Source organism: Agrobacterium sp. LEGMi-208b, from assembly GCF_059511785.1.
Genome location: NZ_CM183446.1, coordinates 1,852,064 through 1,876,424, shown reverse-complemented (window position 1 = coordinate 1,876,424; position 24,361 = coordinate 1,852,064). Strand labels below are relative to the sequence as shown.

General features: G+C 61.9%; 28 protein-coding genes. 16 read left to right on the top strand and 12 right to left on the bottom strand.

The window, feature by feature from the left end; genetic code table 11:
* Nucleotides 1–90 precede the first annotated feature (90 nt).
* From AC5YUO_RS23165 to ubiT, 8 genes are all read right to left on the bottom strand, one after another.
* Entirely contained in the window at nucleotides 91–1,278 is a 1,188-nt protein-coding gene (locus AC5YUO_RS23165; protein ID WP_496155397.1) for an NnrS family protein, read from the bottom strand.
* The gene (locus AC5YUO_RS23160) at nucleotides 1,275–2,027 is read right to left on the bottom strand and encodes an ATP-binding cassette domain-containing protein (RefSeq protein ID WP_496155396.1); all 753 of its coding nucleotides are present in this window, start codon (nucleotides 2,025–2,027) and stop codon (nucleotides 1,275–1,277) included. The genes AC5YUO_RS23165 and AC5YUO_RS23160 overlap by 4 nt, the downstream gene beginning before the upstream one ends.
* Nucleotides 2,024–2,833: an ABC transporter permease gene (locus tag AC5YUO_RS23155; protein ID WP_496155395.1), complete on the bottom strand. Its 810-nt coding sequence runs from the start codon at nucleotides 2,831–2,833 to the stop codon at nucleotides 2,024–2,026. The genes AC5YUO_RS23160 and AC5YUO_RS23155 overlap by 4 nt, the downstream gene beginning before the upstream one ends.
* Nucleotides 2,834–2,838: 5 nt before the next feature.
* Nucleotides 2,839–3,822 carry an ABC transporter substrate-binding protein gene (locus tag AC5YUO_RS23150; RefSeq protein ID WP_496155394.1) on the bottom strand — a complete coding sequence of 328 codons (984 nt, stop codon included), beginning with the start codon at nucleotides 3,820–3,822 and terminating at the stop codon, nucleotides 2,839–2,841.
* Between the two features lie 151 nt (nucleotides 3,823–3,973).
* A complete protein-coding gene (locus tag AC5YUO_RS23145) occupies nucleotides 3,974–4,351 on the bottom strand; it encodes a hypothetical protein (RefSeq protein WP_496155393.1) in 378 nt (125 codons plus the stop codon).
* Complete coding sequence (ubiV, locus tag AC5YUO_RS23140) at nucleotides 4,348–5,286, bottom strand: ubiquinone anaerobic biosynthesis protein UbiV (RefSeq protein ID WP_496155392.1); 939 nt, start codon at nucleotides 5,284–5,286, stop codon at nucleotides 4,348–4,350. Before ubiV ends, AC5YUO_RS23145 begins: the two co-directional genes overlap by 4 nt.
* Before the next feature lie 5 nt (nucleotides 5,287–5,291).
* Nucleotides 5,292–6,269, bottom strand: coding sequence for a ubiquinone anaerobic biosynthesis protein UbiU (gene ubiU / locus AC5YUO_RS23135; RefSeq protein WP_496155391.1), 978 nt, complete (start codon nucleotides 6,267–6,269; stop codon nucleotides 5,292–5,294).
* On the bottom strand, nucleotides 6,260–6,775 hold the full coding sequence (gene ubiT, locus AC5YUO_RS23130; protein ID WP_496155390.1) for a ubiquinone anaerobic biosynthesis accessory factor UbiT: 516 nt from the start codon (nucleotides 6,773–6,775) through the stop codon (nucleotides 6,260–6,262). The genes ubiU and ubiT overlap by 10 nt, the downstream gene beginning before the upstream one ends.
* Before the next feature lie 149 nt (nucleotides 6,776–6,924).
* Here ubiT and AC5YUO_RS23125 point away from each other — a divergent pair, with 149 nt between their 5' ends.
* The 3 genes from AC5YUO_RS23125 to AC5YUO_RS23115 are packed head-to-tail and all read left to right on the top strand — an operon-like array spanning nucleotide 6,925 to nucleotide 9,433.
* Nucleotides 6,925–7,275, top strand: coding sequence for a DUF488 domain-containing protein (locus AC5YUO_RS23125; RefSeq protein ID WP_496155389.1), 351 nt, complete (start codon nucleotides 6,925–6,927; stop codon nucleotides 7,273–7,275).
* Between the two features lie 56 nt (nucleotides 7,276–7,331).
* Complete coding sequence (locus AC5YUO_RS23120; RefSeq protein ID WP_496155388.1) at nucleotides 7,332–8,846, top strand: UbiD family decarboxylase; 1,515 nt, start codon at nucleotides 7,332–7,334, stop codon at nucleotides 8,844–8,846.
* Complete coding sequence (locus tag AC5YUO_RS23115; RefSeq protein WP_496155387.1) at nucleotides 8,843–9,433, top strand: UbiX family flavin prenyltransferase; 591 nt, start codon at nucleotides 8,843–8,845, stop codon at nucleotides 9,431–9,433. The genes AC5YUO_RS23120 and AC5YUO_RS23115 overlap by 4 nt, the downstream gene beginning before the upstream one ends.
* 4 nt (nucleotides 9,434–9,437) lie before the next feature.
* Here the strand turns inward: AC5YUO_RS23115 and AC5YUO_RS23110 are convergent, their stop codons facing one another.
* Nucleotides 9,438–10,115 carry an NnrU family protein gene (locus AC5YUO_RS23110; protein WP_496155386.1) on the bottom strand — a complete coding sequence of 226 codons (678 nt, stop codon included), beginning with the start codon at nucleotides 10,113–10,115 and terminating at the stop codon, nucleotides 9,438–9,440.
* A gap of 12 nt (nucleotides 10,116–10,127) precedes the next feature.
* Entirely contained in the window at nucleotides 10,128–10,283 is a 156-nt protein-coding gene (locus AC5YUO_RS23105; RefSeq protein ID WP_496155385.1) for a hypothetical protein, read from the bottom strand.
* A 137-nt stretch (nucleotides 10,284–10,420) separates the two neighbouring features.
* On the opposite strand from AC5YUO_RS23105, the gene AC5YUO_RS23100 reads away from it, so the two are divergent.
* The 8 genes from AC5YUO_RS23100 (at nucleotide 10,421) to AC5YUO_RS23065 (ending at nucleotide 17,157) form a co-directional block, all read left to right on the top strand.
* A complete protein-coding gene (locus AC5YUO_RS23100; protein WP_080830323.1) occupies nucleotides 10,421–10,954 on the top strand; it encodes a cytochrome c oxidase subunit 3 family protein in 534 nt (177 codons plus the stop codon).
* Nucleotides 10,955–10,959: 5 nt separating this feature from the next.
* The gene (locus tag AC5YUO_RS23095; RefSeq protein WP_496155384.1) at nucleotides 10,960–11,250 is read left to right on the top strand and encodes a hypothetical protein; all 291 of its coding nucleotides are present in this window, start codon (nucleotides 10,960–10,962) and stop codon (nucleotides 11,248–11,250) included.
* Nucleotides 11,251–11,428: 178 nt separating this feature from the next.
* Nucleotides 11,429–11,881 (top strand): c-type cytochrome, encoded by a 453-nt coding sequence (locus tag AC5YUO_RS23090; RefSeq protein ID WP_046800955.1) that lies wholly within the window; start codon nucleotides 11,429–11,431, stop codon nucleotides 11,879–11,881.
* Between the two features lie 24 nt (nucleotides 11,882–11,905).
* Entirely contained in the window at nucleotides 11,906–13,252 is a 1,347-nt protein-coding gene (locus tag AC5YUO_RS23085) for a nitric-oxide reductase large subunit (RefSeq protein WP_110758675.1), read from the top strand.
* Nucleotides 13,253–13,317: 65 nt separating this feature from the next.
* Nucleotides 13,318–14,130, top strand: coding sequence for a CbbQ/NirQ/NorQ/GpvN family protein (locus tag AC5YUO_RS23080; RefSeq protein WP_496155383.1), 813 nt, complete (start codon nucleotides 13,318–13,320; stop codon nucleotides 14,128–14,130).
* A 67-nt stretch (nucleotides 14,131–14,197) separates the two neighbouring features.
* Nucleotides 14,198–16,096 (top strand): nitric oxide reductase activation protein NorD, encoded by a 1,899-nt coding sequence (locus AC5YUO_RS23075; RefSeq protein ID WP_496155382.1) that lies wholly within the window; start codon nucleotides 14,198–14,200, stop codon nucleotides 16,094–16,096.
* Nucleotides 16,097–16,239: 143 nt separating this feature from the next.
* Entirely contained in the window at nucleotides 16,240–16,545 is a 306-nt protein-coding gene (locus tag AC5YUO_RS23070; RefSeq protein ID WP_496155381.1) for a DUF2249 domain-containing protein, read from the top strand.
* 78 nt (nucleotides 16,546–16,623) lie between these two features.
* Nucleotides 16,624–17,157 carry a DUF2249 domain-containing protein gene (locus AC5YUO_RS23065; RefSeq protein ID WP_496155380.1) on the top strand — a complete coding sequence of 178 codons (534 nt, stop codon included), beginning with the start codon at nucleotides 16,624–16,626 and terminating at the stop codon, nucleotides 17,155–17,157.
* A gap of 80 nt (nucleotides 17,158–17,237) precedes the next feature.
* Here AC5YUO_RS23065 and AC5YUO_RS23060 read toward each other — a convergent pair whose 3' ends face one another.
* Nucleotides 17,238–18,470, bottom strand: coding sequence for an NnrS family protein (locus tag AC5YUO_RS23060; RefSeq protein WP_496155379.1), 1,233 nt, complete (start codon nucleotides 18,468–18,470; stop codon nucleotides 17,238–17,240).
* 236 nt (nucleotides 18,471–18,706) lie between these two features.
* Between AC5YUO_RS23060 and nirK the strand changes: the two genes are divergently transcribed.
* The 4 genes from nirK to AC5YUO_RS23040 all read left to right on the top strand — a co-directional run bounded on the left by nirK (nucleotide 18,707) and on the right by AC5YUO_RS23040 (nucleotide 22,322).
* Nucleotides 18,707–19,849 (top strand): copper-containing nitrite reductase, encoded by a 1,143-nt coding sequence (nirK, locus tag AC5YUO_RS23055; protein ID WP_302734926.1) that lies wholly within the window; start codon nucleotides 18,707–18,709, stop codon nucleotides 19,847–19,849.
* A 109-nt stretch (nucleotides 19,850–19,958) separates the two neighbouring features.
* Complete coding sequence (locus tag AC5YUO_RS23050) at nucleotides 19,959–20,876, top strand: SUMF1/EgtB/PvdO family nonheme iron enzyme (RefSeq protein ID WP_496155378.1); 918 nt, start codon at nucleotides 19,959–19,961, stop codon at nucleotides 20,874–20,876.
* 149 nt (nucleotides 20,877–21,025) lie between these two features.
* Complete coding sequence (locus AC5YUO_RS23045; RefSeq protein WP_080820468.1) at nucleotides 21,026–21,727, top strand: Crp/Fnr family transcriptional regulator; 702 nt, start codon at nucleotides 21,026–21,028, stop codon at nucleotides 21,725–21,727.
* 199 nt (nucleotides 21,728–21,926) lie between these two features.
* On the top strand, nucleotides 21,927–22,322 hold the full coding sequence (locus tag AC5YUO_RS23040; RefSeq protein ID WP_496155377.1) for a (R)-mandelonitrile lyase: 396 nt from the start codon (nucleotides 21,927–21,929) through the stop codon (nucleotides 22,320–22,322).
* Between the two features lie 32 nt (nucleotides 22,323–22,354).
* Here AC5YUO_RS23040 and AC5YUO_RS23035 read toward each other — a convergent pair whose 3' ends face one another.
* The gene (locus AC5YUO_RS23035; protein WP_496155376.1) at nucleotides 22,355–23,116 is read right to left on the bottom strand and encodes a UTRA domain-containing protein; all 762 of its coding nucleotides are present in this window, start codon (nucleotides 23,114–23,116) and stop codon (nucleotides 22,355–22,357) included.
* Nucleotides 23,117–23,242: 126 nt separating this feature from the next.
* Between AC5YUO_RS23035 and AC5YUO_RS23030 the strand changes: the two genes are divergently transcribed.
* Nucleotides 23,243–24,286, top strand: a complete 1,044-nt coding sequence (locus AC5YUO_RS23030; protein WP_496155375.1) for an ABC transporter substrate-binding protein — start codon at nucleotides 23,243–23,245, stop codon at nucleotides 24,284–24,286.
* The last annotated feature ends 75 nt before the right edge of the window (nucleotides 24,287–24,361 follow it).

Sequence of the window (24,361 nt, the reverse complement as noted above, 5' to 3'; positions counted from 1 at the left end):
TCACTGATTTCATATTGGGCTTTTGCCGAAAAAATAAACATCGGAGGCGGAAAGGGTGAGCGCCCTGCCGCCAGCGCCGCAAGAGCCCACTCATCCGCATGCCCCCGCCTCGTCCGTGCCCGGCGCACGCATGAAGGGCAAAAAGCCCTGTAGCCAGACGCCGAAACTCAAAGCCCACACTATTGCGCTGAGGCCGTGATGATAGGGCGACAGGATCGCGGCGACATCGAACTCGGGCAGGACGCGGATCAGTCCGGCCATCACCATCAGCCCGGCCGCGGCATGCGCCTGCCATGGCAGATGCGCCAGACTGCGTCCCGTATGCCTTAGTCCGGCAATGATGAAGACAGCCATGACGGCGCAGCCAAGCGCCCCCACTGACAGGAGATGCAACCCGGCGGCGGGCGTGACGGAAAACCCGAGCCGTGTCGCCCCGAGCGCCAGAAACCCCGCGCCGGCGAAGGCATTGCCGAAGCCGAGCAGCAAAACCTCGGCCTTGAAGGCCGCGCGGCCGATGAACCATTCGGCCAGCCGGTCGAAAAACGCAGCCCCGGCCGCAAGCGCCAGCCAGGCGCAGACGTCGCTTTGCGGAAAGAAAAGTTTCGCCGCCATATAAAGCGTCACCATGGCGCCCGCCATGTGCTGGCGGCCGGGATGCGGCCGATAAGGGGTCGTCTCCCCGGTTGGATCGAGCGCCAGATTAAGGACGACGACATTGATACGCGCGGCGGACAGTGAAAACAGCACGATGAATATGCACAGCGCCGCCTCCAGACAGCGGGATGCGAGGTCGGTATCACCGCTCCACCAGGCATAACGCACAGCCGCTTCCGCCGCCGTGAACAGAAGAAGCCAGATGAGGAAAGCCAGATGTTTCACCGTGCGCCGTGCCAGCATCGCCTTGCCGATGAGGGTGGAAAGCGCCAGTAGAAAGCTCAGATCGAAAAAGCCCGCCGGCAGGCTCCAGGCATCGGCCCCCGCAAAACCGATCAGGCGACCCGGCAGCCAGAGGCCGGCGAGAACAAGAAGCGTGCGGCCCGAAGCCACCTTGGTATCTGTCCACTCAGGAACTGCCGAACCAAGGAAACCGGCAAGCGCCATGGCATAGGTACCGAAAATCATTTCATGCGCATGCCATTGCGATGGCGGCACGGCATTGGCGAAAGGCAGGGCATAGCTGCCGATGACGATCCACAGAAATGGCCAGACCGCGCCATGGAGAGCAGCAAGCGGGAAAAACAGCCGCAGGGCTTCGGAAAGGATCGGTGGTGACCTCATCTCAACCGCTCCCGTGCCGAAAACAGTTCGGCAAAGGCCGGGCTTTCGGCCAGCAATTCCGCCTCGTCAAAGACCGCGCGTGCCATGCGTCGGCCCGGCGAACCGGCGGGCGTATGCACGGCGATGACGCGGCCATCGACACCGGAGAGCACGATCAGCCTGTCGGCCACCAGCAGCGCCTCATGAAGGTCATGCGTCACGAGAAGCGTGGAGAAACCACGCCTGCGGGCGGCGGCCACCAGAAGCTCCTGCAGATGGCGTCGCAGGCCGACATCGACGGCGCTGAAGGGCTCGTCCAGAAACAGCATGTCCGGTTCCACGGCGAGCGCCCGCGCCACACCGGCGCGCTGGCGCATGCCGCCGGAAAGCTCGACCGGATATTTGCCGAAATCCATCTCTTCCAGACCGACTTCCAGCGCAAAATGCCCTGCCCTTTCACGCCGTTCCCGTTTCGGCGTGCCGGCAGCCGCAAGGCCGTAGGCGATATTATCGATCAATGTCATCCACGGCAGCAGTCGCGGTTCCTGAAACACCAGACCCTGCCGGCGATATAGGCGGTGCACACGGCCGCGCACGGGATCGATGATGCCTGCCGCGATCTGCAGGATCGTCGTCTTGCCGCTGCCGGAGGGGCCTAGCAAGGCCACGATTTCCCCCGGCGCGATGCTCAAATCGAAATTCTCGAACAGGCTGCGGCCAAGGAAGGCATGGCCGACCTGTTCGAAACTGAGGGCAAAATGGTCGCTCATCGTTTGACACCCCAAGGCAGCCCGGCGGCGCGCCAGCGTTCCAGCGCTTCGCGCAGCAGATGCAGCAGGCCGTAATCGGTCAGCAATGCAAGGCCGACCGTGATGGTGAGCCAGGCGCTGACCTGGGCGATATCGAACAGCGCCCGTGCAGTGGCCAGTTCGCCGCCGATGCCGCCGGAATTCGACAAAAGCTCGGCCATGACGGTCACCTTCCAGGCGCTTCCGGCCGTCGTCGTCCAGGCCGGAAAGAGATAGGAGAGGACGTGCGGCATGGTGACGGTGCGCAGGCGGTAAAACCATGGAGCGCCGAAAGCCTGCGCCATCACCTCCAGCTGCCGGTCCCGCTTGGCGACACCTTCCAGCGCGCCGGCGAAGGAAACGGGGGCGGAGGCGATCACCACGGTCATGATGGCCGTGCCGCCCGAAGAACCGAACCAGATCAGCGCAAGCACGATCCAGCCGATGGGCGGCACGCCGAGAAGGACGGTGACGACAGGTTTCATCAACCGCATGGCAGCAAAGGAATAACCGGCCAGCACGCCCGCCACCGTGCCGATGCCGGCGGCAATGGCAAAGCCGGTCAGGGCCCTGACGGCGCTCTGCGACAGTATGGCCAGGAAATCCGGCCGCATCGCCAGAAGACCAATTGCCGTGAAGGTCTCCCCCGGCGATGGCAGGATGAAGGAGCCGTAAATTTCATGCCCGCCCTGCCAGGCGGCAAGAAAGCAGAAAATGCCTGATAGCCCGGCCCAGCCCGCCCAGAGGTAGCGGCCCGTCCAGCCAAGGCTTTCAAGAATTCGGTTCATGTCTGCTACACCAGATAAAAACCGTCATCCGGCCGCCGGCCGCCGATGATGGCCGGGTCCGCCTTGGCGAGTTCATCGTAAAATGCCTCGAGATCGGTGCGTGCAGCGCTCGCCTTCAGCGCCGACAAATGGCTTGTCGGGAAAGAGGCGGCGATGATTTCCGCCGGGAAACCAAGGGCATCGGCGGCGGCCGATGCTGCCCTTTGCGGATCGGCCATAGCGCTGGCGAGTGCCGCTTCCATGCCCGCCTGCAAGGCTCCAATGCCAGCCGTTCCGAGCTTTTCCTGAACCTGTGAGGTCAGGGCGAGACCGGCCTGCGGGATTTCGGGCTTGCCCGCCACCTTCGCCCAGTCCTGCTGGATATCGATGGTGCGATGCACGGTCATGAAAAACGACTTTGCCTTGATGAGCACGGCGGTTGCCGCCGGTTCGCTCAGCAGCGCGGCATCCACCCGGCCGGTCAGCAGCAATTGCACGGCTTCCGGTGGCGAGGCGGCATATTCCAGCTTGATATCGCCGGGCTTCAACCCATTTTCAGCAACCAGCCGGCGCAGCACGAAATCGGGCATATCGTTCTTGAATGGCAGGGCGAGGGTCTTGCCGGAAAGGCTTTCCAGCGAAGCCAATGTTTCGTCCTTCGACACCACATAGAGCAGGCCTGTTGTCAGCACGTTCAGAAGCCCAAGGCCAAGGCCGCGATTATGCAGATTGGCAGCACCGTAGCTCGGCATCACCACCGCCCCCATGGACCCGGAGGCAACGGCAGCGCGCATCTCGTCCGGCGTTTTCCAGACCTTGAAGACAGCCTCAGGCGCGACATCCTTCAGAAACCCGCCCTTTACCGCATGGGCCAGCACGGCCGACGGCGCGGCAGGAGGGCCATAGAAGGTGAGCGGTGTTTCCGCCTTCAGAATATGCGGTGCGGCAAGTGTCGCCACCGTCAATCCCGAAAGGGCCGAAAGCGCCTGACGACGGGTGAGATGAGCCATGGTCCTGATCCTTGTTTGCGCCGGAAGCGCCCTGATGCGCGTGGCGCCCGCTGAAGACCGACTTTCGGGCGACGGGCGCGTCATCATCTGGAAATGACATTTTGCAAGCGCCCGATCTTTGCGCAGGATCAAACAGCGCCGGAAACCAGGCCTATTCGCCTGGCCTGAGTGACAGCGTCTCGCGCAGGATGCGCGAGCCTTCCGCGGCGGCGGCGGCAATATCGAGAAACATCAGGCTTGCGGTTTCGACCACGCCTTCATCCACCGTGTCGTCCTCGGCGAAATCGGAAAGCATCTCGGTCAGAAGCGCGATCTTGCGCCGCTCTTCGCGGGCGGCGGCCAGAAGCTTGACGATATTGCGCTGGCGCTCGAAATCCTCGAGCTCACGCAGCGCCTCATGCACCCTGTCGCGGCAGCCGCAATCGAGCGCGCTTTCCAGAACGATGTTGCGCACCAGATGGATCGCCGCCGCGATATCCGCGCCGCCCGGTGTTGAAGGTGCCTGCTGTTCCCGTCCGCTCATCGTCATAGATTCGCTCCATGCGCCGTGTTGCGGGCCCGGGCGATCCAGGCCGCCCCTTCCTGCCCGTGGTGGAAACCATTGGAAAAGGGCGCGTCCGGATAGATTTGCCCGAGACGTGCAAGGCCATCTGCCGCATCCCGCCTGCCGGCCAGAACATCGTCGTGAATCTGCGCCACCGCCACCATGTCGCAATCCTGCGGCGATAGGCGGAAGCGGGCGATGCCGGTGGCGGCCAGATCCTGCAATTCGCCAAGCAGAGACTGGCAGGTGTGCGACACCGTCTGCACGCCGTTCAGCGCCAGAAACGACTGCCGGTCGAGCGTGCGCACCGGCAGCCCATCCGGATCGTCACCGCAGACGAACTGGCAATTATCCTTGATGTTACCCTTGGCACGGGCATGGGCGCAGCGCGCTGAAATGGCGAGCGGCAGGCGGCCGAAGGCGAAGATTTCGAAATCCACATCCAGCGTCTCCGCCACGATGCGCTCTACAGACGTCACCGGCAGTTCCGGCGGCAGGCAGATGGCGCTTGCCCCGCGTGACGCCAGAAGCCGCGCGGTTGCGGCATTATAGACATTCACCATCGGGCCGACGACGTGCGGCGTGCCATGCAGCATGCCGAGCGCCGAAAGATCGTTCGCCTCAACGGGATAAGGACTGTCGGCGATCAGGCCGCGCAGCTGGCGGCTTTCGCGCTCCAACGTTACCAGTGAAAGCGTAGAGAGGATCACCTGCTTTCCGGCACTCTCCAGCCGCTCGATCACCTCGGCCAGATGCGGTTCGGTGAAATGAAACCGTTTTGAGCAGACGGTTTCGCCGAGATAGACATGGCGGACGGGCGCCTCATCGGCGATGCGGAAGTAAAAATCCCGCCATTTCTCGCCCTGCCAGAGATAAAGCACCGGGCCGAGCGCCAATGTGGCCTTTGCGGTTTTTGCCATCGCCCTCATCTCCAGCGTTTCTCATAAGCACCAACGGTGGTGCGCTGGCCTTCGCTCAACAGCCGCAGGCGTGAGAGCAGCCGTCCACGCTCTTCGGCGCTGGCGGCCAGCGCCCTGTGCAGGGTGGACACCACTTCCGCCACATAGGCCTTGCCGCGCTGGCGGCCTTCGATCTTCAGCGCGCTGACACCCGCTTCCCGCAAGGCATCGATCTGGTCCATCACATCAAGCGATACCGGATCCTCGAAAGCATAGGACTTGTCATCGGCAATCTCGAAACGGCCCTTGCACAGGGTGGGGTAACCCGCCGCCTCTCCTTCCGGAAAGCGGTTGATGGTGTAATCGCCGAGTTCCGACACCAGCTCCTGCCCGTCCTGCCGGTAACGCACATGGCTTGCCGGCGAGCAGACGCCGTTCATGTTGGGTGATTTGCCTGTGGCGTAAGACGACAGCGAGCACCGCCCCTCCGCCATGACGCAGAGACCGCCGAACACGAAGATTTCGATCTCGCAGCGGATCTGCCGCGCCAGCCGGGCGATGTCGGGGATCGTCAGGGTGCGCGGCAGCACCACGCGTTTCGCGCCGAAGGCATCGACGAGGAAATTCACCGCGTCGGCATTGGAGGCGGAGGCCTGCACGGAGACGTGGATGCGCTGTTGCGGATGATGTTCCGTCACATGCGCCATCAGGCCGAAATCGGCAAGGATAAGCGCATCCGCCCCCGCCTTCACGGCATCGGCCACACCGCGATACCAGATATCCTCATTGCCCGCGCGCATGAAGGTGTTGAGCGCCACGAAGGTCTGCACGCCGCGCTTCTTCGCATAGGCGATGGCTTCGGCAAGTTCTTCGCGGGAAAAATTGAGGCCGGGGAAATTGCGGGCATTGGTTTCATCGCGAAAGCCGCAATAGACGGCATCCGCGCCGGCATCCACGGCCTCGCGGAAGGCGGCGGGCGTTCCCGCAGGACAGATCAGTTCCATGCCGCACCTCCCCGTGTTTCGGATAGAACATGGCCGCGCAGGCGGTTTGCAAGGCCCGTTACCACCGGCGCGAAAGGCCCGGCAAAGGCACCGAGATCGCGCGGCAGATCAATGCCGCTGTCATCAAGCGCATTGCGCAGTGCCAGCATCGCCTCCATGTCGCCTGTCACGCTGAGATCACGCGAAAAGAACAGCGCATCGGCATCCTGCCGCCCCTCCATCAGCGCCAGCAGCATGAAAAGCGGCCCTTCTACCGCCGCATCCACCTTCGGCAGGCGGCCCTTTCGGCTGACGGTGATGGCCGGACGCGCCGGTTCGACCATGAAGGCGAAGGGGAGATCGACCGGCAGGAAGGCATAGCGTTTGCCGCTATGCTCACCGAGCCGGCCGAACATATCCGGGTGCCGTTTCATGATCTGCGCCAGCATCGCCGCCGTCGCTCGCTGCACCACGGCAAGGGGCAGAAAATTCATGGGGCGGGCGATGGCGGCGGGAAACGGTCTCATAGATGGTCCTGTCAGGTCAGTTGCGGGCAGGAACCTAACCGCAGCGCGCCAGCACCGGTTTGAGCGAACGCAAAGACAGGGAGATTTTCGAGTGCAGCTTCACAAAAGCCGCTATAAATCATTCACTTGCGAAGCGAAGGAGGCCGCCCATGTCCGATATAAGGATCAAACGGATTTATGATGCCGCCAGCGATGATGACGGCGCACGCATTCTGGTGGACCGGCTGTGGCCACGCGGCATGCGCAAGGAAACCGCACAGCTTTCCCTGTGGATGAAGGAAATCGCGCCCAGCAACGAATTGCGCAAGAATTTCTCGCATATGCCGTCGCGTTTTGCGGAATTCACCCGGCACTATCATGAGGAGCTGGCCGCCAATCCCGATGCCGTGGCGCGCATGAAGGACTTTATGGCGAAGGGCCGCGTCACGCTGCTTTATGCCGCCCATGATACCGAACACAACCACGCTCTTGTTCTCGCCGACTATCTTCGTTCGCACTGAAGCCGCATTTGCGGCAGCGCAAGGACATGCCGCACCGCCACCGGCAAACAGGCGGCATGAGAGACGAGAAAACAGAAACTAAACCGGCCCACGCAGCCGATCTGCGCGGTTTCGTCCGGTTGCTGGAAGAACGCGGGCAGCTGCGGCGAATCCGCCAGCCGGTCTCACTGGTGCACGAAATCACCGAAATCCACCGCCGGGTGCTTGCCGATGGCGGGCCGGCGCTGCTTTTCGAGCAACCCGTCGACCATGAGGGCAAGGTGCGGGACATGCCGCTGCTTGCCAATCTCTTCGGCACGCGGCAACGCATCGAATGGGGTCTGGGGCTGGAAACGGGCGGCCTGCCCGCACTTGGACAAAAGCTCGCCGAATTGCGCGAGCCACGTCCGCCGAAATCCATGGCCGAGGCATGGGGTAAGCTGCCTTTGCTGAAAGCCGCACTGTCCATGCGGTCACGCAACGTCTCCCGCGCGCCGGTGCAGGAAAAGGTACTGACGGGCGATGCGGTCGATCTTGCCCGCCTGCCGGTGCAATGGTGCTGGCCGGGTGAGCCGGCCCCGCTCATCACCTGGCCGCTGGTCATCACCCGTTCGCCTGATGATCCCGACGATATCAATGTCGGCATCTATCGCATGCAGGTATTGGGGCCGGACAGGGTGATCATGCGCTGGCTGGCGCATCGCGGCGGCGCGCAGCACCACCGGCTGTGGCAGGCACGCGGGCTGGATATGCCCGTTACCGTCGCCATCGGCACTGATCCCGCCACCATTCTTTCCGCCGTCATGCCGCTTCCCGAACATATCAGCGAGCTTGGTTTTTCCGGCCTGCTGCGCGGCTCGAAAAGCCGAATTGCCAGAGCCTTGACCGTGCCCATGCCGGTGCCCGCCAATGCCGAGATCGTGCTGGAAGGCACCGTATCGGCAGCTGAAACGGCGCTCGAAGGCCCCTATGGCGACCATACCGGCTATTATAATTCGGTCGAAGCCTTCCCGGTCATGACGCTGTCGGCCATCACCACGCGCCGCGATCCGATCTATCTTTCCACCTATACCGGCCGGCCGCCGGACGAACCCTCGGTTCTCGGCGAAGCCATGCTCGAGATTTTCCTGCCGCTCGTCAAAAGGCAGTTTGCCGAAATCGTCGATCTATGGATGCCGCCGGAGGCCTGTTCCTACCGAGTCATGGTCGCCTCCATCGACAAGCGTTATCCCGGTCAGGCAAAGCGGGTGATGATGGGCCTTTGGTCGATGCTGCCGCAGTTCAGCTATGTGAAGCTCATCATTCTGGTCGATCCCGATATTGATGTCCGCAGCTGGGCGGATGTCGTCTGGGCGCTTTCCACCCGTTTCGACGCCTCGCGCGATACGACGATCATTAACGATACGCCGATCGATTATCTCGATTTCGCCTCGCCGAAAGCCGGCCTCGGCGGCAAGATGGGACTGGACGCCACCCGCAAGCTGCCGCCGGAGACGGAGCGCGAATGGGGTCGCGTGCTCTCCATGACACCTGACATCATCGCAAAGGTGGATCTGATGTGGCGTGATCTTGGCCTTGGAGAACGACCGTGAATCCGTGCCGCGTCGTGGTCGGCGTCACCGGTGCCTCAGGCGCCGCCATTGCGCTGCGCATCATCGAGCGTCTCGCCGACATGAAAAGCGTCGAAATCCATCTCGTCCTGTCGCAATCCGCCAGACGCACCGTGCTGCATGAGGAAGGTGCGCAAACCTTGGGGCGGATGTTGTCGCTCGCCAGCGTCAATCATGCTGTCGACGATATCGGCGCGGCGATCGCCAGCGGCTCCTTCCCGACAACAGGCATGATCGTCGCCCCCTGCTCCATGCGAACGCTCGCGGCCATTGCAACCGGGCTTTCGGACAATCTCCTTACCCGCGCCGCCGATGTGCATCTGAAGGAACGCCGGAAGCTGGTGCTGATGACCCGCGAGACGCCGCTGCATCTCATCCATCTGCGCAACATGTGCATTGTCACGGAGGCCGGTGCGATCGTCATGCCGCCGGTGCCAGCCTTTTACAACAGGCCGCAAAGCGTCTTCGATATTGTCGACCAGCTTGCTGCCCGCGCCATCGATCAGCTCGGTATCAGCTCCGCACCGCAGGCGCCGATATGGCAGCCGCATGTGGTGAAGACATCGTGAGCGATCAGAAATAGGCCATGGGGTCCGCGCCAAAGAGCGCGGCATGGCCGCCGGCCAGCAGCCACCAGACCGTCAAGCCTGTCAGTACCGCGGCTAGCAACATCGGCCCGTCCACGGCGAGGCGCGTTTTGCCGGAAAGGATTGCTGCGAAAGGGATCGTTGCGGTTTCAGCAGCCGCAGCGCTCCATGAATTACCCAGTCTTTTCCGCGCGCGTTTTTCGGTCATCGCCATTCCCCCGAGGGAAAACAACGCAAAGCCACCGAAGAGAATAACGGAACGCAGGTCGCCATTCGGCACGACATGGCCGAGCGACCAGAACAGGAAACCGACAAGCACCGGATGCCGCGTGATGCGCACGATTGCCCCCGGCTCCTCTCCCTGCCGCACGGAAATGGAAACCGGATTGACGCTGAGAAGGCCGGCCAGTACGAAAAACAGGCCAATCGGCGCTGCCAGAAAGGTGACATGCGCCTGCCAGGGCGCGACATCCCAGAGCGGAATATAATCCACCGACAGCGCGGCATAAAACACCCAGCCCAGCGCCAGAAGCGAGACCACGGAATAAGCCCCGAAATAGGCGGGCCGGCCGATGGCCGCGATCAGCCGTCCGCGCACGGCAGGTACGGCGGGAATGGAATGCAGCGCCACGAAGAGCGAAAGCGCGGCGACAAGTTCAAGCATGCGACTGTCTTCTCACTGGTTCAGGAACAGCACCGAAGCAATGGCCACGGAGGCAAACACGGCGGAAACCGCGCCCATGCGCTGCAACACACCCATACGGTACAACAGCACCGCAAAGCCAATGATAATAGGGGTTGCGACAATCAGCCCGACCTGCGCGTCGTTCATGGGAAGCTCCATTTTCCAGAGTTGCGCTTTGTCATGACAATAGGGCTTTGCGCGCTCCCTTCTTTGACCGACCGCAAAGAAGCGGGGTTTGAGGACGCCTAAGCGTGGCTTGCTGTTTTACAATTACGGGCGAGGCCATGGCGATAAATACGGAAGAGGAAAGCGGAAACCTGCTTTTGTGGATTCTGGTCTGGAGCGAACTTGCCGCTTTCGGCGCGCTGACCGGCGCCTTCATCATCGCCTTCGCCCTCAACCCTGATGCGTTCGCCGCCGCGCGCCAGCATCTGCAGCCGCAGCTTGCCGGCCTCAACACCCTGATTTTGCTGGCAAGCGGCTGGCAGGCGGCCGTCGCGGCCAGCCGCCACACCGCGCTGCCGGGCAAAAGACGGGCGCTTGTCCTTGCCGGCCTGCTGGGTTTCGCTTTCGTCGGTGTGAAACTCCATGAATATTCCACCGAAATCGCCTTCGCGTCCGATCCAGCCTATGGCGCTTTCTTCGAGCTTTATTTCCTGCTCACCGGCTTCCACCTGCTGCATGTCGTGTTCGTGGCCGTGCTGCTGTTTCTCGTCGCAGTCTTCCCGAAAAACGAGAACGTCACGCTGGTGACGACGCTGTGGCATGTCATCGATCTGGTCTGGATCGTCATTTTTCCCATCATCTATCTGGTTTGACAGTCATGATCCACCGCACCTCCCGCCAGCTCGCAAGAAGTTTTGCAGTGCTCGCCATTCTTGTTCTCGCCGGTACGGCCGCCGTCACCTCGTGGAAGGCGGCGCTTTTGCCGCCGGTTGCCGTCGCCTGCCTGATGCTGCTTTTCGCGCTCATGAAATCCAGACGCGTCATCGACGACTTTCTGGGTTTTGGCGAAGAGCGAGGCCTGCTGCGCACGGCACTTCTGGCATGGCCCGCAATCTTCGCCGCCGCAGCCCTTTTGCGGGCGTTTCTGCAGGGCATTTTGTCGCCCTGAAAAGGCGGACCACATCACCTCTCCATTTGTTTGCCAAATGGCAAAGAACGCCGGCAGCCAGCGGCTAGAAAGGCTTCAGACCCCACCGCATTCCGCCAGCCTGCTGGCAAATCCCGGCAAGAGGGTTCGATCAAGCCAGTCCGCATAAGCGGTCTTCCGGATGGAAAGGACCATTGGCATGGCAGAACGCCTGACCAAAACAGGAGCGCGAAACGTCTTTTACGGCGGCTCCATCTTCTTCTTCGCCATATTCGTCGGGCTGACCGCCCATAGCCATTATTACATGCGCACCACCTCGACGGATGAAAGCACGCTGACGGAAAGCGTCGCGCGCGGCAAACACGTGTGGGAGAAAAATTCCTGCATCAACTGTCACACGCTGCTCGGCGAAGGCGCCTATTTCGCACCCGAACTCGGCAATGTCTGGAAGCGCTATGGCGGCGTGGAAGACAAGGAGACGGCGCGCGATTCCATCAAGGCCTGGATGGCCGCCCAGCCCACCGGCATCGAGGGCCGGCGCCAGATGCCGCAGTTCAATCTCACCGAACAGGAACTCGATGATCTCGTCGACTTCCTCGAATGGACGAGCCGGATCAAGACGCAGAACTGGCCGCCGAACGATGCGGGTTGAGGTTGACGGCAAGGAGATGACCAGATGAAATACCAGACGCAAAAAGTCGCCATGCTGTATTTTTACGGCGCAATCGGGCTGTTCGTGGCGCAGATCCTGTTCGGCGTCATCGCCGCGACGATCTACGTGCTGCCCAACACGCTTTCCGAGCTTCTGCCCTTTAACATCGTGCGCATGATCCACACCAATGCGCTGGTCGTGTGGCTGTTGATGGGTTTCATGGGCTCGACCTTCTATCTTCTGCCGGAAGAGACGGAAACGGAGCTTTACAGCCCGAAACTCGCCATCGCGCAGTTCTGGATCTTCCTGGTGGCCGCCGCGGTTGCCGTGGTCGGTTATATGTTCCGCATCCATGAAGGCCGCGAATTCCTCGAACAGCCCTTCGCCATCAAGGTCGGCATCGTGCTTGTCGTTTTGATGTTCCTGTTTAACATCACCATGACAGCACTGAAGGGCCGCAAGACCACCGTCATCAACATCCTGCTCTTCGGTCTCTGGGGTCTGGCGATCTTCTTCCTCTTCGCCTTTTACAACCCCATCAACCTCGCACTCGACAAGATGTACTGGTGGTACGTCATCCATCTGTGGGTGGAAGGCGTGTGGGAACTGATCATGGCGTCGATCCTCGCCTTCCTGATGATCAAGCTCAACGGCATCGACCGCGAAGTGGTGGAAAAATGGCTCTATGTCATCGTCGGTCTTGCCCTGTTCTCGGGCATTCTCGGCACCGGCCACCATTATTACTGGATCGGCGCACCGGGTTACTGGCAATGGATCGGCTCGCTGTTCTCGACGCTGGAAGTGGCCCCCTTCTTCACCATGGTCATCTTCACCTTCGTCATGACCTGGAAGGCCGGCCGCAAGCATGAGAACCGCGCAGCGCTTCTGTGGTCGATCGGCTGCTCGGTCATGGCCTTCTTCGGCGCCGGCGTCTGGGGCTTCCTGCACACGCTGTCGTCGGTGAACTATTACACCCACGGCACGCAGCTTACCGCCGCCCACGGCCACCTCGCCTTCTTCGGCGCCTATGTGATGCTGAACCTTGCGATGATGGCCTATGCCATCCCCGAAATGAAGAAACGCGCGCCCTATAATCAGTGGCTTTCGATGACGAGCTTCTGGGTCATGTGCACGGCCATGTCGGTGATGACCTTCGCGCTCACCTTTGCCGGCGTGGTGCAGATCCAGCTTCAGCGGGTCATGGGCGAAAGCTTCATGGACGTGCAGGACCAGCTGGCGATCTTCTACTGGATCCGTCTCGGTTCTGGTTTCGCGGTTCTCATTTCGGCGGTCATGTTCATCTGGGCAATCCTGGTACCGGGCAAGCAGAAACAGGGCGACGTTGCCCGCCTCGTGCAGCCCGCCGAATGAGAAACGGACCGGCTCTCCTTTTCCCCCGGAGAGCCGGTTCCTTATCAACAAACATGGAGATGACCATGAACACGATGTTCCGCCCGATCCCTCAGCCCCAGCCGGACACGCCGTTCTACACACCGCTCGGCAATGAATGCACGCTGTTCGAAAGCGCCTGGGTAAGGCAATTGCCGCTGCTGCTGAAAGGCCCGACCGGTTGCGGCAAGACCCGTTTCGTCAGCCATATGGCAGCGAAACTCGGCCTGCCGCTTTCCACCGTTTCGTGCCACGACGATCTTGCCGCCGCCGATCTGACCGGCCGTTACCTGCTGAAAGGCGGCGAAACCGTGTGGATGGACGGCCCGCTGACGAGGTCCGTGCGTCAGGGCGGCATATGCTACCTCGACGAAATCGTTGAGGCGCGCAAGGATGTGGCTGTCGTGCTGCATCCCCTCACCGATGATCGCCGCATCCTGCCGCTGGAACGCACAGGTGAGGTGCTGGAAGCACCCTCGGGTTTCATGCTCGTCGTTTCCTATAATCCCGGATACCAGAACCTTTTAAAGAGCCTGAAGCCCAGCACACGCCAGCGTTTCGTCGCCATTGAATTCGATTTTCTGCCCAAGGAGCAGGAAATCGCCGTCGTTTCGCATGAAAGCGGGCTGGATGCGCGCGATGTCGAGCCGCTCGTCGATCTTGCCCACCGGCTGCGCGGCCTGAAGGGCCATGACCTTGAGGAAGGCGTCTCCACCCGTCTGCTCGTCTATTGCGCCAGCCTCATCGATACCGGCCTTCCCGCCCGTCAGGCCGTGCGCGCGACCATGATCGAACCGCTGACCGACGAGCCGGATGTGAAGGCCGCGCTGCATGAAGTCGCGGATGCGATCATTCGATAGACGCTTTGATATCCACATCGGATTGCGCGGCCCCGCGCGTTCCGGCCCGATGCCGTGAGGATAAACCATGCTGGACTTTCTGGAACTGGAAGAAACCGTCGGCCGCGCCTGGCACAGGCTGATCGGCGAAACCGGCACATGGCTGCGCTTCCCGGATCATGCCGTGAAGCTGGAGGATATGCAGGCCGTGCTGGCCATATGTTTCCGCGGTTTTGGCGGTGAACATGCGGTGCAGATCGCCCCGGCCCGCGCCAGCACTTCCAGCCACCGGCTGAGGCTGCGCCAGCGCATGGGTCTTGGCGAAGAGAAGCTCGCCCAGCCCGGGCGCGATCACGCCACGCTGATGCTGCCGCCCGTACTCGATCTGTTTCCCGACCAGCGTCTCAATCGCGATCTCTATCTCTGGCTGGCCGCCGCCATGGCGATGATGCCGCTTGAACCAGTCATGGCCGCCGACCCGCTTCGCAACGATCTTGCCCGGCTCGACCGCGCCGCAGAACTGGCAAAAGCCGTCATCCATGCCTTCCCCGGAATGAAGACCCGTTATCGCCGGCTGTGCGCCGCCATGCTCGCGGTGCGCCGGAAACGTCCGCTGCCGCAGGCGGAGCAGCAGGTGGAACAACGGGTGCTTTCCATGCTCGCCGATGCGGCAGGGATCGAGGGCCTTGCGCCACCCGCCGGCTTTCCGGCCAAGGCGCCGCCGCGCTACCTGCCGATGTTGCCGGTGCCGCTGTGGCCGGACACGCTGCTGCGCGAAACATCCGAGGCCAGGCAGAGCGAAGACCAGCCGGCAGCGGGCGCCGCGCCGCAGGGCGCGGAAGCGGCCCGCCATATCGCCGTGCGCGAAAAGACCGAGAACCGCCAGACCGAACGCAGCCCCTTCATCCTCAACCGTTTCGAAAAAATCCTCGCCATGGCCGAGATGGTCAATGTCGACCGGCCGGGTGACGATAGCGACGATGCCGATGGCAGCGCGGCGGACGAGCTTGACGATATGACGCTGGGTGAAAGAAAGGGACGGCCTTCCGCCCGCTTCCGCTTCGATCTCGACCTGCCGCCTGAAGCACTGAACCATACCGCGCTGACAGCGGAGCTGACCTATCCCGAATGGGACTATCGCAGCGGTACCTATCTCGCCGATCATTGCCGGGTCATCGCCGGTCCGGCGAAAGACGCCGAGACGGCACCGGAACCCGACCCGGACACCAAAAGCCTCATCCGCCGGGTCAGACGGCAATTCGAGGTGCTGCGGCCACGCCACGAGATGCTGCGCGCCCAGCTTGACGGCAATGATCTCGATCTTGACGCCGTGGTTCGCGCCAGAAGCGATATTGCCGCCGGTGGACAGGGCAGCGACCGCATTCATATGGCAAGCCGCCCACAGGCGCATGATCTTGCCGTAACGATCCTCGTCGACGTGTCGCTATCGACCGATGCCTGGTTCGACAATCGCCGGGTGCTCGATGTGGAGAAGGAAGCCCTGCTGGTGCTTGCCCACGGGCTTTCCGCCTGCGGCGACAGCCACTCCATCCTGACCTTCACCTCCCGCCGCCGTTCCTGGGTGCGGGTGGAAGCGGTGAAGGATTTCGATGAGCCGATGGGGCACACTATCGAGCGTCGCATCGCGGCGCTGAAACCCGGCTTCTACACCCGCATCGGCCCAGCCATCCGCCACGCCAGCGCCAAGCTGCGTGAAAGGCCGGAGCGCCGAAAGCTCCTTCTGCTGCTGACGGACGGCAAGCCGAACGATGTCGACCACTACGAAGGCCGATTCGCCATCGAGGATAGCCGTCGTGCGGTTTCCGAGGCGCGGCGCTCGGGCGTCAGTGTCTTCGGCGTAACGGTCGACAGCAAGGCGCAATCCTATATTCCGGCCATGTTCGGCCAGAACGGCTATGCCATCGTCAACAGAATAGCAAAGCTGCCATCGGCGCTGCCGGCGATTTATCGCAACCTTGCCGGCTGATGCATGTCGCAACAAACCTGACGAATCTCAGGTTTGTTTGCGCGGCGACAATGTCTCCCGACCGCCCGGCGGATAGGTTTTTCCAGTCCGTCGGCCGGCCGCACCGCCGGACATCATTCCATCCGCGGCCGTGGAGCCAGCCTATGCCCGAAGCCCAAACCGCAACCAATATCGACGTGCGCATCATTCCGCATCGCGAACGCCATCCGCGCATTTTCGGTGCGCTCAGTGCATTGAATGAGGGGCAATCGCTGCAGATCACCAGCGATCACGATCCCCGTCCACTGCTTTACCAGCTGGCCACAAATTTCCCCGGCCAGTTCGGCTGGGAATATCTCGAACAGGGTCCGGACGTCTGGCGTCTCGATATTGGCCGGCTGGAAGAACAGGCCGAAGGTTCCGAAGACGATATGTCCGGCTGCGAATGCTGCTGCGGATCCGAACATTGACCCCTTCCCCGGCCGTGTGGTGAAAAGACCTCTGGCGGATGGCCCTTGCCGCCGCCAGCCGACAGATGAGGTGATGCAATGACGGAAATGATCAGGGAACTCGATGTGCGGCCGCTTTTGCTGAGCGGCGGCGAGCCCTTTCCGGCCATCATGGAAGCCGTGGCCGGGCTTGCTCCCGGTGAGGCGCTGCGATTATACGCCACCTTCCGGCCCGTCCCGCTGTTCAAGGTGATGGCGGAGCGCGGTTTCGACCATCAGGTGAGGGAAATCGGCGGCGGCGACTGGGAAGTGCTGTTTACGCCGCAATCCACTGAGACCGAACAGATTTCCGTTTCGCCGGCGCTTGCGGGCAATGCCGAGGAGCCGCAGATATGGCCCGATCCGGTCATCTATCTCGATCTGAGCGACGAGACGGCCGAAGGCCAGGCGAGCCGCACGCTTGCCGCACTCGACCGTCTTCCGGCGGGTGCCGTGATCTTCGTGCTGATGCCGCAGGAGCCGACTTTCCTTTACCCGGAACTTCTGGCCCGGGGCCATCAATGGGCCGGCAATTTCGACGAGGCGCGCACCGCGTTCCGCATCTTCATCCGCGCCGGTGCCGGCGCGCATTAAGCCGGATATCAAATCCCAGAAAACGAAACGCCCCGGAAATTGCTTCCGGGGCGTTTCGTTTTGGCGGCGTCGCAAGCAATCTAGGCTTTCAGCGGTTTGCGCTCGCGCATCAGGATCGGCCCATATTCAATGCAGAAGAGACCGAAACCCACGATCCAGAAGAGCGCCGAGCAAGCGTAGAGATGCATCATCGCGCCGGGGAAGAACTCGGCTGCCGGTCTCAGCAGCGCGCAGGCGATCAGCGCCACGTACGCGGCGATGGTGACCCTGCTGGCCGCAAGCTTGCGCCCGGTATGGCCAAGGCTCGCTCTCGTCATGACAGCAAGCATCATGCAGCCGATGACGCCGACGGTGAAGACATGCAGGACGGAGCGTGTATCCATGACGTCAAGAGCCGCAAGCGCCATGGTAATGAAACCGACGGGAATGAAGGCATAGGCCACATGCAGCACCACCAGCACCTGCTCCGGCCATGTCGTCCAGCCACGCCAGCGGATCAGACGCACGGCGTGCATGAAAGCCGCCAGAAGCGCCGTTGGCACGGCCACGATGCTTTCGGGTTCTATCGTCCAGACGGCCAGCGCCGCGATGCCGGTGAGGATGGCGGCGGTATCGAAACCGTTATAGGGCACGGGGAAATCCGTGCGGCCGAAACGGTTCAGCCAGTTGCGGGTAAAACTCGGCACGATGCGGCCGCCGACGATGATGACAAGCACGGTATAGGCCGAGACCGCAAGGCGGGTCGCGATCTGGCTATGATCGCCCCCAATCGCTGCAACGTGGAATATGATGTTGGCGACGGAAAGCGCCAGTAGTCCGCCCAGCACCTTCAGGTCTTTCCATTTTCGCCCGGCAATGACCTCGCGCGCGCAGATCGTGAGAAGTGCCGGCAGGAAAAGCCCATCGACGGCTGCGGCCGTGACCACGCCCACCGTGCCCGGCACAAGCAGGAAAAGCCGGCCGGCGCACCAGAGCGCAAACAGCCAGACCAGCGGTTTGCCCGACACCGGCAGCCGCCCCGTCCAGTTCGGCACGGCCGTTAGAAGAAAGCCGGCCAGCACCGCCGAAGCGAAACCGAACAGCATCTCATGGGCATGCCAGTTCGGTGCGCCGTAATCCCCGCCGAGGTCGATGAAGCCGGAAAGGACTGCGATCCACAACACCATCGCCACGATGGCCCAGAGGGCGCCGCCGAGGAAAAACGGCCGGAAGCCGTAAGAAAAGATAACCGGGCCGGTGCGCGCCAGCCCTCTTGGAATGCCGCCCTTTGGCCGGCTGCGACCTTCGGTGAGAACGGTTTCGCTGCCACTCATTATAATGCTCCTTGCTTGGTCTTGACATATGTCTAGACCCAAGCCCGTCCGGCTTCTTTGCGAACAGGCAAAGAGGCGGTGCGACGCTTCCACACCAGCCTTCAGCCGCCTGCCAAAATGTCGCAGGGTGCCGAAAGCGAAGTTTGCTCCATCTCAAATTGTATTTCCGCCCCTCCGCTACAAATGCTGTGACAGAGCGAAACATGCTCTGCCCCAAGAGGGATAGGAGAAGAATGATGACGGAAACCTTCCACATCACACGGCGTAATATTCTCGCAGGCGCAGCATTTGCAGGGGCTATAGCTCCCGTCATCATGCCATCGGCAGCGAGCGCGGCAGAGGAAAAGAAGGCCGCAGCCAAGCCATTGACGAGCGCTGAGATTGCAGCGCTGCCTCGCGTAAAAGTTGATCTCGTCAAACCGCCCTTCGTGCATGCCCACACGCAGAAAGCCGAAGGCGGACCGAAGATCGTCGAGTTCACGCTCACGATCAAAGAGCAGAAGATGATCCTCGACGACAAGGGCACCGAGGTCCACGCCATGACCTTCAACGGGTCGGTTCCCGGGCCTCTGATGGTGGTGCACCAGGACGACTATGTCGAACTGACCCTCATCAACCCTGATACCAATGAGCTGCAGCATAATATCGATTTTCACTCGGCCACCGGCGCGCTCGGCGGCGGCGGGCTCACCATCGTCAACCCCGGTGAAAAGGCGATCCTGCGCTTCAAGGCCACCAAGGCCGGCGTCTTCGTTTATCACTGCGCACCTCCCGGCATGGTGCCGTGGCACGTCACCTCGGGCATGAATGGCGCGATCATGGTACTGCCGCGTGAGGGCCTGACGGACGGCCACGGCAAGGAGCTTGTTTATGACAAGATCTATTATGTCGGCGAACAGGACTTCTACATCCCGCGGGACGAGAACGGCAATTTCAAGAAATATGAAAGCGCCGGCGACGCCATGGCCGACACGCTGGAGGTGATGCGCAAACTGACGCCGACCCACATCGTCTTCAACGGCGCAGTCGGCGCCCTGACCGGGGAACATGCCCTTCAGGCCGCCGTTGGCGAGAAGGTGCTGATCGTCCATTCGCAGGCAAACCGTGATACCCGTCCGCACCTCATCGGCGGCCATGGCGATTATGTCTGGGCAACGGGCAAGTTCCGCAACCCACCGGATCTCGACCAGGAAACCTGGTTCATTCCCGGCGGTACGGCGGGTGCGGCCTTCTACACCTTCGAGCAGCCCGGCATCTACGCTTATGTCAACCACAACCTCATTGAAGCTTTCGAGCTGGGTGCAGCCGCCCATTTCAAGGTGACGGGTGAGTGGAACAACAGCCTGATGCAGGCGGTGCTCGCCCCCTCGAGCATCTGACACAAATGGGAGCGCGCCGCCGCCAGCGGTCGCGGCGCGCTCCCCCTTCTGCTATGCGGCCTGAAAGCAGGCCCGAACTTTGGCGTCTTCTCGACGCAGGCAGGTTCCCATGGGCATTCCCGGCAACAGCCACTTCCCAAATGCCGTCTCGCTTCTTCTCCCGCTCTCGATTGCGACACTGCTGGCAACGGCCATCGGTTTCCAGTCCGGGATCATCCGCAGCGGCATTGATGACCGCGCGGCCATGATGGCTCCACAGGTCGTTACAGTGCCCGCCGGACATTTCACCTACCGGGCGGAGGGCGAGTATTTCCGCAATGGTTATGCCGTCGATGGGCCGATGGTCGACGTGGCGATGCGGCAAAATCTGACGATCATGAAATATCAGGTGTCGAGCGCGGATTATGCGCGCTGCGTGGCGGAAGGCGGCTGCCAGCAGCCGGAACCCGGCTTTGCCGCTCCGGTCGGCGGCGAGATACCGGCAACCGGTATCAGCCAGGATGACGCCCACGCCTATGCAAAGTGGCTGAGCGAGCGGACAGGCAAGGTCTGGCGCCTGCCGAGCGACGCTGAACTGGCTTTCGCCGCCGGCTCGCTTTTTCCGGATGAGACGTTGGGTGTCGCTGCCGATAGTGAGAACCCGGCTTTGCGCTGGCTGGCGGATTACGAGCGACAGACCAGCCGCAAGGCCTCGGGCAACCCCGTTCCGCAATCCTATGGCAGCTTCGGCGAAAACGAATATGGCCTTGCCGATTTCGGCGGCAACGTCTGGGAATGGACCTCGAGCTGCAGCCACCGTGTGACGCTCGGCAAGGATGGTGAGGCGATCGATAGCGTCGCCTCCTGCGGCATTCCCGTCGCTTCGGGAAAACACCGGGCGGCGATGAGTGCCTTCGTCAAAAACCCGAAAAGCGGCGGCTGCGCCGTTGGCGTACCGCCTGATAATCTCGGGTTCAGGCTCGTGAGAGACACGCGCTGGTACGCGCCACTTCTTGAAAAGCTTCGTGCCACCACCCTGTTTTCTTGATAATCGTCAATTAAAACAAGCGCTTGATTCATATCATTTGATCTTCTGCCGCCGGTGATAGTGCTGTATGCTGACAATACAGAAAAGGCCGATCCTCGATTGCCAATGCAATCACCTTGAGGATCGTCCGATCACCGGAGAGGGTGCAAGTGAAGATTGACCGAAGCGTCATCCGGTCGCTGGCCTTGTTTGCCAAGATGGCCGACGATGAGCTGGACGGGCTGCTGACCCACGCCACATCCCGGCTGGTGCCGCCGGGCGAAGCCATTTTCGAGCAGGGCCAGTCGGCAACGCATTTTTTCCTGCTCATCCACGGCCGCCTGAAGGTGACGCAGGTGACGCATGACGGCCAGCAGATCATCGTGCGCGTGGTGCATCCCGGTGATCTCTTCGGTTTCGCAAGAGCACTGCAACGGTCCGATTATCCCGGCACCGCCACGACGGCTGCCGAAAGCGTCATCTTGTCATGGCAGACGGACCTCTGGCCACAATTCGTCGAACAGAACCCGCATCTTGCCGTCTCCGCCATGCAGACGATCGGCCAGCGCCTTGAGGAAGCCCATACGCGCATCCGCGAAATGTCGACGCAGGAGGTGGAGCGCCGGGTGGCGCATGCCGTGCTGCGCCTTTCGCAGCAGGCGGGCCGCAAGGAGGAAGACGGCATCCGTATCGATTTCCCGATCTCGCGGCAGGATATTGCCGAAATGACCGGCACCACACTGCACACCGTCTCCCGCATCCTTTCCAGCTGGGAGAGCAAGGGGTTGGTGCAGGGCGGGCGGCAAAAGCTTCTGGTCTGCAATCTGCCGGGGCTTGCTCAGTTGGCAGAGGGCGAAACCAGCCAGGTATAGCGCGCAGACGCCTGTCGCCATGCCGCCGGCCAGCGCCACACCACCATCAAATCCTGTATCAGCGTCTGGCACTTGAAGGGCAGGCCCGCAAAGAAAATCACATTGTCCCTTGCCGGTCCGATCAACTTCGAACTCCCCTCTGGACAGGAGGCGAATTCCCGCCTCAAATCGCCGCACGATATCAGTCAGGAGAATGGCTATGGAAATATTGCGCGCAGGAACCCGGGCATCGGCCAAGGGTCCCGATGCTTGGTTCACCGGGCAGGTCCGCATCGATCCCCTCTTCAACCCCTTTGACGCGGAAAGGGTGCAGGGTGCACAGGTCACCTTCGAACCTGGCGCCCGCACCGCCTGGCACACCCATCCCCTCGGCCAGACCCTGATCGTGATATCCGGCCTTGGCCGCGCACAGCGCGAGGGCGGTCCCATCGAGGAGATCCGTCCTGGTGACGTCATCTGGTTCGCGCCGGGCGAAAGGCACTGGCATGGGGCAGCCCCCAATGTCGCCATGACCCACATCGCGCTTCAGGAGGTCAAAGACGGCAAGGTGGTGGACTGGATGGAGCAGGTGACAGACGCCCAATATGGCGGCTGACGGGGGCAGCCGGTCCGATATCTCTCCGGACCTCAGCTCGAAGGCTGATCCTGCGGACCGGTTTCCACCCTGACCGATATGGCGTCATGACGCCAATATTCGAGGTCGCAATCGATGATGCGGCCATGCTGGTCCTGATTGACGCGGGTGATCTTCAGGCCATAGGCCCCTTCGCTGCAGCCGAGATGATGGGCCGGATATCCCCGTAAAGCGACGGGGTTGATTTCGAAATAGGCCGGACCATAGGTAACGGCGTAACTGTCCTGATAGATCGTCGTGAGCGACCGGGTGAGGTCATGATCCACGATATCAGGGAAAATCTCCATTGAAAGATAATGCTCGACGAAAAGCACCAGCCGGCCGTCGATGCTGCGCTTTCTGCGGATGCGCCAGAAAGGCGTTGCCGGCGCGCAGCGCATGAGGGGTGCAAGCTCTTCTGGCAAGGCTGCGGCCTCGGCCTCCACCAGCACCGTTTCGGCAAAGCGCCCCTGCTCGGCCGCCATGCGATGGAAGTGGGAACGGTGTAGCGGGCTGTAGATGAGGCGCGGTCCGGAAACGAACCAGCCGCGCCGGCTTTCCCGAAAGATCAGCCCGTCGATTTCCAGATGGAATAGCGCCTCGCGCAGGGTAATGCGCGTCGTGGCATATCGTGCGATCAATTGCCGCTCGGAAAGGAGACGGCCGTCCTTCACCACCTCGCCTGCGGCGATGGCCAGCCGCAATTGCCGCTCCAGTCCGCCGCGCCGGCCGGGGTCGATACCCCTGTTTTCGCTCACCGTTCCCTTGCCCAACATCGTCGCCCTTCGTTGTCGCCGTCAAAAAATCGCGGGCGTGTTTCCGTCTGCGCTGAAACCGTCATTGGCCTGTCATAGCGAACCGATAATGAGCATGCAACTGGTCTAGACCAAGGAGCAAGCCCCGTGAAAAATTCCATCCTCTCCCTTTCCCTTCTCACCGTTTTCACCCTTCCCCTCGCCGCCCAGGCACAGGATGTCCCGACCCTCGAAGCCGCTGCCCGCAAAGAAGGCGCCATCTACAGCGTCGGCATGCCGGACGGCTGGGCGAACTGGAAGGACACCTGGAATCAGCTGACCGAAAAATACGGCCTGAAACATGCCGATACGGACATGAGCAGCGGCGAGGAAATCGCCAAGTTCGCCAATGAAGGCGCCAATGCCACGGCTGACATCGGCGATGTCGGTCTCGAATTCGGCCCGATCGCTGTCGCCCGCGGAGTCACCCAGCCCTACAAGACCACGACCTGGGATCAGGTTCCCGACTGGGCCAAGGACAAGGACGGCCATTGGGTCATCGGTTACACCGGCACCATCGCCTTCCTGATCTCCGCCGATGTCAAGAACCCGCCCGTTTCCTGGGCTGATCTGCTGAAGGGCGACTACAAGGTCTCGCTCGGCAATGTCGGTTCCGGCGCGCAGGACAATGCCGCCGTGCTGGCTGCCGCCATCGCCATGGGCGGCGGTGAGGAAAATCTCCAGCCGGGCGTCGACCTCTTCGCCAAGCTGGCGGAAAAAGGCCGCCTGCTGGCCAATGGTGCAAACCCCGCCACGATGGAAAAGGGCGAAATCCAGGTCGCGCCGATGTGGGACTTCAACGCCCTCAACTACCGCGATGTGGTTGGCCGCGAGAAGTTCAAGGTCGTCATCCCCTCTGACGGTTCGGTCACCAGCGGTTACGCCACCATCATCAACAAATTCTCCAAGCAGCCCAATGCCGCCAAGCTGGCGCGCGAATATATCCTCAGCGATGCCGGCCAGATCAACCTGGCCAATGGTTACGCCCGTCCGATCCGCGTCGACCGCATTACCCTTCCGCCGGAAGCCAAGGCGCGCCTGCTGCCTTCGGAACAATATGCCAAGGCCCGCCCGATCAATGCCGCCGTCTGGACCCAGGCCGCCGGCAAGCTGGTCAATCTCTGGCGCGCCAGCGTCGCCCCGAAGATGTAATCGGGCAACCGGCCTGAAAACCGAACGACTGTTCCGCGGGCATCGAGCCCGCGGAACATGCTAAAAAGTGCTCGG

Excerpts from the sequence above, each read along its gene's own strand:
- AC5YUO_RS23165 (WP_496155397.1), bottom strand. The coding sequence starts at position 1,278 with ATGAGGTCACCACCGATCCTTTCCGAAGCCCTGCGGCTGTTTTTCCCG.
- AC5YUO_RS23160 (WP_496155396.1), bottom strand. The coding sequence starts at position 2,027 with ATGAGCGACCATTTTGCCCTCAGTTTCGAACAGGTCGGCCATGCCTTC.
- AC5YUO_RS23155 (WP_496155395.1), bottom strand. The coding sequence starts at position 2,833 with ATGAACCGAATTCTTGAAAGCCTTGGCTGGACGGGCCGCTACCTCTGG.
- AC5YUO_RS23150 (WP_496155394.1), bottom strand. The coding sequence starts at position 3,822 with ATGGCTCATCTCACCCGTCGTCAGGCGCTTTCGGCCCTTTCGGGATTG.
- AC5YUO_RS23145 (WP_496155393.1), bottom strand. The coding sequence starts at position 4,351 with ATGACGATGAGCGGACGGGAACAGCAGGCACCTTCAACACCGGGCGGC.
- ubiV (WP_496155392.1), bottom strand. The coding sequence starts at position 5,286 with ATGGCAAAAACCGCAAAGGCCACATTGGCGCTCGGCCCGGTGCTTTAT.
- ubiU (WP_496155391.1), bottom strand. The coding sequence starts at position 6,269 with ATGGAACTGATCTGTCCTGCGGGAACGCCCGCCGCCTTCCGCGAGGCC.
- ubiT (WP_496155390.1), bottom strand. The coding sequence starts at position 6,775 with ATGAGACCGTTTCCCGCCGCCATCGCCCGCCCCATGAATTTTCTGCCC.
- AC5YUO_RS23125 (WP_496155389.1), top strand. The coding sequence starts at position 6,925 with ATGTCCGATATAAGGATCAAACGGATTTATGATGCCGCCAGCGATGAT.
- AC5YUO_RS23120 (WP_496155388.1), top strand. The coding sequence starts at position 7,332 with ATGAGAGACGAGAAAACAGAAACTAAACCGGCCCACGCAGCCGATCTG.
- AC5YUO_RS23110 (WP_496155386.1), bottom strand. The coding sequence starts at position 10,115 with ATGCTTGAACTTGTCGCCGCGCTTTCGCTCTTCGTGGCGCTGCATTCC.
- AC5YUO_RS23105 (WP_496155385.1), bottom strand. The coding sequence starts at position 10,283 with ATGAACGACGCGCAGGTCGGGCTGATTGTCGCAACCCCTATTATCATT.
- AC5YUO_RS23100 (WP_080830323.1), top strand. The coding sequence starts at position 10,421 with ATGGCGATAAATACGGAAGAGGAAAGCGGAAACCTGCTTTTGTGGATT.
- AC5YUO_RS23095 (WP_496155384.1), top strand. The coding sequence starts at position 10,960 with ATGATCCACCGCACCTCCCGCCAGCTCGCAAGAAGTTTTGCAGTGCTC.
- AC5YUO_RS23090 (WP_046800955.1), top strand. The coding sequence starts at position 11,429 with ATGGCAGAACGCCTGACCAAAACAGGAGCGCGAAACGTCTTTTACGGC.
- AC5YUO_RS23085 (WP_110758675.1), top strand. The coding sequence starts at position 11,906 with ATGAAATACCAGACGCAAAAAGTCGCCATGCTGTATTTTTACGGCGCA.
- AC5YUO_RS23080 (WP_496155383.1), top strand. The coding sequence starts at position 13,318 with ATGAACACGATGTTCCGCCCGATCCCTCAGCCCCAGCCGGACACGCCG.
- AC5YUO_RS23075 (WP_496155382.1), top strand. The coding sequence starts at position 14,198 with ATGCTGGACTTTCTGGAACTGGAAGAAACCGTCGGCCGCGCCTGGCAC.
- AC5YUO_RS23070 (WP_496155381.1), top strand. The coding sequence starts at position 16,240 with ATGCCCGAAGCCCAAACCGCAACCAATATCGACGTGCGCATCATTCCG.
- AC5YUO_RS23065 (WP_496155380.1), top strand. The coding sequence starts at position 16,624 with ATGACGGAAATGATCAGGGAACTCGATGTGCGGCCGCTTTTGCTGAGC.
- AC5YUO_RS23060 (WP_496155379.1), bottom strand. The coding sequence starts at position 18,470 with ATGAGTGGCAGCGAAACCGTTCTCACCGAAGGTCGCAGCCGGCCAAAG.
- nirK (WP_302734926.1), top strand. The coding sequence starts at position 18,707 with ATGACGGAAACCTTCCACATCACACGGCGTAATATTCTCGCAGGCGCA.
- AC5YUO_RS23050 (WP_496155378.1), top strand. The coding sequence starts at position 19,959 with ATGGGCATTCCCGGCAACAGCCACTTCCCAAATGCCGTCTCGCTTCTT.
- AC5YUO_RS23040 (WP_496155377.1), top strand. The coding sequence starts at position 21,927 with ATGGAAATATTGCGCGCAGGAACCCGGGCATCGGCCAAGGGTCCCGAT.
- AC5YUO_RS23035 (WP_496155376.1), bottom strand. The coding sequence starts at position 23,116 with ATGTTGGGCAAGGGAACGGTGAGCGAAAACAGGGGTATCGACCCCGGC.